5 protein-coding genes and 1 pseudogene are annotated in these 6,014 nt (G+C 66.3%); 2 read left to right on the top strand and 4 right to left on the bottom strand.

The genetic code is table 11. The features are described from left to right. Positions 1-1,048, top strand: a 1,048-nt coding sequence (locus WA702_RS21810) for a serine hydrolase domain-containing protein (RefSeq protein ID WP_425112623.1), incomplete at its 5' end; no start/stop codon positions are given. A 214-nt stretch (positions 1,049-1,262) separates the two neighbouring features. On the opposite strand, the gene WA702_RS21805 is transcribed toward WA702_RS21810, so the two are convergent. Continuing rightward, on the bottom strand, positions 1,263-2,636 hold the full coding sequence (locus tag WA702_RS21805; protein WP_425112622.1) for an MmgE/PrpD family protein: 1,374 nt from the start codon (positions 2,634-2,636) through the stop codon (positions 1,263-1,265). A 131-nt stretch (positions 2,637-2,767) separates the two neighbouring features. Between WA702_RS21805 and WA702_RS21800 the strand changes: the two genes are divergently transcribed. Then, positions 2,768-3,916, top strand: coding sequence for an FUSC family protein (locus tag WA702_RS21800; RefSeq protein WP_425112621.1), 1,149 nt, complete (start codon positions 2,768-2,770; stop codon positions 3,914-3,916). Here WA702_RS21800 and WA702_RS21795 read toward each other — a convergent pair. The 3 genes and pseudogenes from WA702_RS21795 to WA702_RS21785 form a co-directional block, all read right to left on the bottom strand. Further along, entirely contained in the window at positions 3,883-5,280 is a 1,398-nt protein-coding gene (locus WA702_RS21795) for an MATE family efflux transporter (protein WP_425112620.1), read from the bottom strand. The two genes, WA702_RS21800 and WA702_RS21795, sit on opposite strands and share 34 nt — an antisense overlap. A gap of 68 nt (positions 5,281-5,348) precedes the next feature. Continuing rightward, entirely contained in the window at positions 5,349-5,825 is a 477-nt protein-coding gene (locus WA702_RS21790; RefSeq protein WP_425112619.1) for a DUF2867 domain-containing protein, read from the bottom strand. A gap of 9 nt (positions 5,826-5,834) precedes the next feature. Beyond that, a pseudogene (locus WA702_RS21785) lies at positions 5,835-6,014 on the bottom strand (UDP-N-acetylglucosamine 1-carboxyvinyltransferase); the annotation flags it as partial.

The raw sequence follows: 6,014 nt of genomic DNA, 5'->3' as shown, positions 1-6,014 counted from the left end.
GTTGCGGGCGATTGCGCCGCCGTCGTCGGTGGCCCCTGCGACGCCAGAGCTCGCGGACGCGCTCGACCGCGCCTTCGCCGAGCCGGACGCGCCGCCATTCAGGCACACCCATGCGGTGGTCGTGGTCAAGGATGGACGCGTCATCGCCGAGCGCTACGCCAATGGCTATGGCATCGATACGCCGCTGCTCGGATTCTCCGCAACCAAGTCGGTGACCGCGGCCTTGATCGGCATTCTGGTGCGCGAGCACCAGCTGGCGCCGCATGACCCGGCGCCGGTTGCGGCTTGGCAAAACCCCGATGATCCGCGTCATGCGATCACCATCGATCAGTTGCTGCGCCATACCGCAGGGATCGCGCTTGGTAGTTCGCTGGAGGCGTCGCTGTCGTCGGCGCTGGAGCCGGTCAACCGCATGCAGTACGTCGAGAACGACATGGCCGCGTTCGCGGAAAGCGTCCCGCTCGCGACGGCACCGGGCGCGGTCTGGAACTATCACGACGGCAATTATCTCATCCTCTCGCAACTGATCGGAAATGCAAGCGGCGGCACGCCTGATCGCGCGCTGCGCTTCGCGCAGCATGAGCTGTTCGGCCCGCTCGGCATGAACAACGTCATCTTGCAGGTCGATGCCGCAGGCACGATTGTAGGATCGGGCCAGATGCTCGCCTCGGCGCGCGACTGGGCGCGGTTCGGCTTGCTCTATCTCAACGATGGCGTGATTGGCGGCAAGCGCATCCTGCCCGAAGGCTGGGTGGATTATTCGGCGGCGCCGACGAGAGGCGCGTTCGTCGGCTATGGCGCCGGCTTCTGGACTAATCGCGATGACAGCTTTGGCGCCCGGCATCGCATCGCACGTGGCTGGCCGCGCGATGCGTTCTTCGCCAAGGGTACGATGGGCCAATATGTCATCGTGATCCCGTCGGAGCACCTGGTGATCGCCCGCTTCGGCCGCACCGTGAACTGGCCGCTCGGTGCCGATGGGGCCTCGGAGCTGGTCCGCGATGTCGTAAAGGCGACGAAGGGAATGAAGGTGGCGGGGAGAGAATGAACTAGCGTCGCGCGCGGTGCACCCTCTCCCCTGGCGGGAGAGGGTGGTTCGCCGCGCAACAGCGAGACGGGTGAGGGGTCTCTCTCCGCGAGACATCTCTTAGAATGTGACACTTAGAATGCGAGTTTGCGGAGGCAACCCCTCATCCGGCGCTTCGCGCCACCTTCTCCCACAAGGGGAGAAGGAAGAGAGCGACTGCGGCGCGAGATTGACCTTACTGCCGTCCCAATTCCGTTGCCTGCGCCACGCGATCAAAACGCTCCAGCGACAGGATGGCGTCGGCGAAGCGGTCGGCGCGGCTGCTCAGCACCGGTCGCGCCAACGTGAGGAATTTCTCGCTCATCGCCTGCGCCGAGGGAAACGAGGTCGGCTCGCCGGAGGGGTCGTCGTGCAGCCGCTCGTGGGTGCCGCCATCCTCGGTCGTGATCGACACCCGTGCGCCGAACGGATGGCTGCGGCCGATCTCGAGTTTATCGTCCTGCACGACGTCGAACTTGTCGGCCAGCGCGTTGATCGCGGCATCGCCGAGCCTGTTGTAGTCGTCCCAGCCGAACCGGCCCTGGTCGAGCGCCAGCGCGCCGGTGAAGAACATCGAGAACTGGCCGCCGACGATCGAGGTCGGATGCCGCTTGGTGGCGGCATCGCCGGTCAGCGTGATGCCGTTGCGATGCAGGCCGATCTCGACCTTCTTGATTTGATCCGGCGTCAGATTGTGCTCGCGGCGGAGCGCGATGATGGCGTCGATCGCGGCATGCGTATAGCGGCAGCTCGGATAGGGTTTGACGCCGATCTTCATGGTCTCGAAAGTGGTTCCTAAGCCCGCGACCGCCTTGTCGTGGTGCGGCGTGTCGGTGTAGCCAACCAACAGGCCATGCTTGCCTTCGACCGACCCGGTGGCGCCGACGAAATCATTCTTTGCAAGCGTCGCGGCAATCACGCCGTTCATCGCGGCGGCGCCGACCTGGTAGCGCTTGTTCCAGGCGCCGTTGACCAGGAATTGCAGCGAGCCTGCGGCCTGGCTGCCGGAGACGCCGAAGGCTGAGATGATCTGCTGCTCGTCAAGGCCGAACAGCTTGGCTGCCGCCGCAGCAGCGCCATAGGTGCCGGCGGTGGCCGTCGGGTGAAAGCCGCGCGCGTAGTGCGAGGTTGGGTCGAGCGCGTTGCCGAGCCGGCAGCACACTTCATAGCCGGCGACGATGGCAGTGAGCACCTCGCGCCCCGAGGCGCCGACCATCTCGCCGACCGCGAATGCCGCGGGCACCACCGGCGCGCTCGGATGCAGCGAGGAATCCGCATGGGTGTCGTCGAAGTCGAGCGAATGGCCCGTGGCGCCGTTGAGCAGCGCCGCAACGGCGGGCGTCCAGGTCCTGGTGTCGCCGAATACGGTGGCCTCGCCTGACGCGTCGAGCTTCAGCGCCTCCAGCATCTTAAGCACCGACGGCGTCGATTCCGCCTCGCGGCGCGCCCGGATCGCGCTGCCGAGAAAGTCGAGCGTCAACACCTTGGCGCGGTCCAGCACCTCCGGCGGAATATCGTCGAACTTCAAGGCAGCAACATAGCTAGCCAGTGTTGCGGTTTCGTGGGCCATCGTGTTTCCTCGCTTTGCAAGCACGGTAGGCGGGCCGATTCCGCCTTTCAAGCAGCTTTGCCTTCGTGGGAACCAGCCATGCCAAATGTCGTGCCGGACGGCGCTGATGCAGCCGAGACGCGGATCGCATGATGTCCAAGCTGAAGCCGTTGTTCGATCGATTCTATGCCAGGAGGGCGCAGCTCGCGCTGGCCGTCAGGAGCACGGTCGCGGCGTCGGCCGCATTCGCGCTCGCCACGGCGCTCGACCTCAGGCTGCCGCTGTGGGCGGTGCTGACCTCGATCATCGTAACCCAGGGCAGCGTCGGCCGCTCGCTAAAGGCGACGCGCGACTACATGTTCGGCACCATCGGCGGCGCGGTCTATGGCGGCGCCATCGCGGTGCTGATTCCGCACACCGGCGAGCTGCAGCTGCTCGGGATGCTGGTGCTGGCGGTGGCGCCGCTGGCCTTTGTCGCGTCGCTGAACCCGAGCCTGAACGTCGCGACGGTCACCGGCGTCATCGTGCTCCTGGTGCCTACGATGAGCCACATCGACCCGCTCAGCTCCGCGATCGATCGTGTCGGCGAGGTTGCCGTCGGTGCTTTCGTGGGCCTTGCGGTGTCGTTCATCGTGCTGCCCTCGCGCGCCCATGTGCAGATCCGCGGCGCCGCCGGGCGGCTGCTCGAATTGATCGCAGCGGCGTTCACCGAGTTGCTGGCCGGCCTGTCGCGGGGACGCGACAACGATGCGCTGCATCGGATCCAGGATGGCATCGGCACCGCGCTGGTCGCGCTCAACGCCACCGGTGCCGAGGCCGAGCGCGAGCGATCGGCGCGGCTGTCCTCCGGCGCCGATAGCGGGCCGCTATTGCGTACGGTGCTGCGGCTGCGCCACGACGTGGTGATGATCGGGCGCTCCAGCGTGGTGCCGCTGCCGTCGGAGTTGCAGACGCGGCTCGCCGCCCCGCTCGCGAAGCTCAGCGAAGCCATCGCGGGCTATTTGCGCGGTTGCGCGGAGGCGATCCGCGAAGGCCACAGTCCACCGCCGATCTGGCCGGTCCATGTCGCGGTAAAGGCCTATGCCGAGCAGGTCGCCTCGGTGCGCAGCGACGGCCTGACGCGCGGCATGTCGGGCGATGCCGCCGAGCGCTTCTTCGCACTCGGCTTCTCGCTCGAGGGGATGCGGCAGAACCTGATCGATCTCGAACGTGTCGTCGCGGAATGGGCCGAGGTGCCGCGGAAGGTCAAGACCGCCAGTCGCTCCGATCACGAGGAGACGCCGGATACGGCGGGGGCATGAGCGATCTTTCGTGTCAGCCGCCGGAAGCGCAACATCAATAAGGTTGCATGCGTGGCGGTACCGATCGACAGGCCGATCCAGATGCCGACGGCGCCAAGCGGCGTGAAGAAACCCAGCACATACGCAATCGGAAAACCGACCAGCCAGTAGCCGATGATTGCGAACAGCAGCGGAATTCGCGTGTCCTTGATGCCGCGCAGCGCACCGCTGGTCACGGCCTGCAGCGCATCCGTGACGAAGAAAGTCGCGCCCAGCGTGAGCAGGCTGGCGGCCAGTGTCATCGTTGCATCGGCATCGGTGACGCCTTCGCCGAGGAAGAGATGGGCGATCGGCCGCCGTGCCGCGAGCACGGCCAGCGTCAGCAGGGCGGCGATCGCGAGTCCAAGCAGGATCGGGACATAGCCGGCGCGCCGGATGCCATCGGCATCGTTGCGCCCTGCGGCGTGACCGACCCGCACCGTCGCGGCCATGCTGATGCCATAGGGGACCATGTACAGGATCGCGGTCACCTGCAGCGCGATCTGATGCGCGGCGAGCGCCGCCGTGCTGATCACACCCATCAGTAGGCCCGCGGTCGAGAACAGGCCGTATTCGAGCAGGAAGGCGAGCGAGATCGGTGCGCCAATAACAATGATCTGGCGCATCAGGTCCCAGTCGATCCGCCACAGCCGCGCCAGCACGTGATAGTCGCGGAACGGCGGCCGATGCGTCGCGAACCACAGGCCGGCGAGAAACGTGCCGAGATTGACCAGCGAGGTCGCAAGCCCGGCGCCGAACAGCCCGAGCGCTGGTAATCCCCATGCGCCGTTGAGTAATGGATAGACCAGCAGCGCATTGATCGGGATCGCGGCCAGCGTGATCCACAGCACCGGCTCCGGCCGGTTCAAAGCGCCCATGAAGCCGCGCAGCGCGATGAACCACAACGTTGGTGCGACACCCCATGCCAGCCCGAACAGATAGTTCTGCGCGAGTCGCGCCGGCAACTCCTCTTGTCCGAGAGCAAGCAGGATGGCTTCGCCTTGCAGCGATAACGCCATGATCGGCAGCGCGACGATCAGACCCACCCACAGGCCGGCGCGCAGCGATCGCCGCACCATGGCGGCATCGCCGGCGCCGAACCCATGCGCGGCCAGCGGCGCCACCGCGGCCATCAAGCCCATGCCGAAGGTGAAGCTGACGAAATAGATCGTGCCGGCCAGTGCTGCGGCCGCGATCGCATTGCCGCCGAGCCGGCCGATGAAGGCGAGGTCGGTCGTCATCATCGCGATCTGCGACAGCTGCGTCAGTGCCATCGGCGCGGCAAGGCGCAGCGTCTCGATCAGCTCGGTGGCGATCGTCTGCGGGCGTTTAATGCGGTCCGACATGATCATCACATCATATGCTGCGTGCTGCCTCGAGCTGCCGCGGAGGTGACGTCCGATACGGCGGGAGGTCAGGCGTTGGCGACCTGCCGAAGCAAGCGCTTCACGACCCGCCGGTGAAACGGCGCGATGACGGCAAGATAGCTCCGCCCCAGCCAATTGTGCGTCCTGACCAAGGTCGTCGCGGTCACTTGCTGACCCTTGCCGGCGGCGGCGACATCGATCACGACGCGGAAGTCGAGATGGCTGTCGTCGAAGCCGGCAACCAGCTGCTCAGGCGCTTCGCTAATCACAGGAAACAGCCCGATCATGCCAAGCTTGCCGTTGTCGCCGGCGCCGGAGCTCTTCAACCCGAATGGAGCGACCACCAAGTTGCGCAAGACGATCAGCGCCTCGATCCAGCCCACCGGGCGGCCAAACATGCGCGTCGCGGCGGCGCGCGCATCGATAGCGCCGCTGTCGATGGTGACGCGGAAGGCGTCGGCGAATTGCGCGCCATTGAGCCATTTCGCGTTGTTGCTGTCGGGCTTGATCTCGCTGATGGTCATGAGACGCGGCTACCTGCCGCGCTCGGGCACGCGGGTGATCTTGGCGCCGAGCGCGTTCAGCCGCTCGTCGATGCGCTCATAGCCGCGCTCGATCTGGTCGGCATTGTTGATCGTCGAGGTGCCCTCGGCGCAGGCCGCGGCGAGCAGCATCGCCATGCCGGCGCGGATGTCGGGCGAGCTCATCGCGGC

Origin of the sequence: Bradyrhizobium sp., from assembly GCF_049798375.1 — a bacterium.
Lineage (GTDB): Bacteria > Pseudomonadota > Alphaproteobacteria > Rhizobiales > Xanthobacteraceae > Bradyrhizobium.
The sequence above is the reverse complement of the archived record's forward strand: the minus strand, read 5'-3'. Positions and strand labels throughout refer to the sequence as shown.

Bases quoted from the DNA above. Each gene is read 5' to 3' on its own strand.
- WA702_RS21805 (WP_425112622.1), bottom strand. From the start codon at position 2,636: ATGGCCCACGAAACCGCAACACTGGCTAGCTATGTTGCTGCCTTGAAG.
- WA702_RS21800 (WP_425112621.1), top strand. From the start codon at position 2,768: ATGTCCAAGCTGAAGCCGTTGTTCGATCGATTCTATGCCAGGAGGGCG.
- WA702_RS21795 (WP_425112620.1), bottom strand. From the start codon at position 5,280: ATGTCGGACCGCATTAAACGCCCGCAGACGATCGCCACCGAGCTGATC.
- WA702_RS21790 (WP_425112619.1), bottom strand. From the start codon at position 5,825: ATGACCATCAGCGAGATCAAGCCCGACAGCAACAACGCGAAATGGCTC.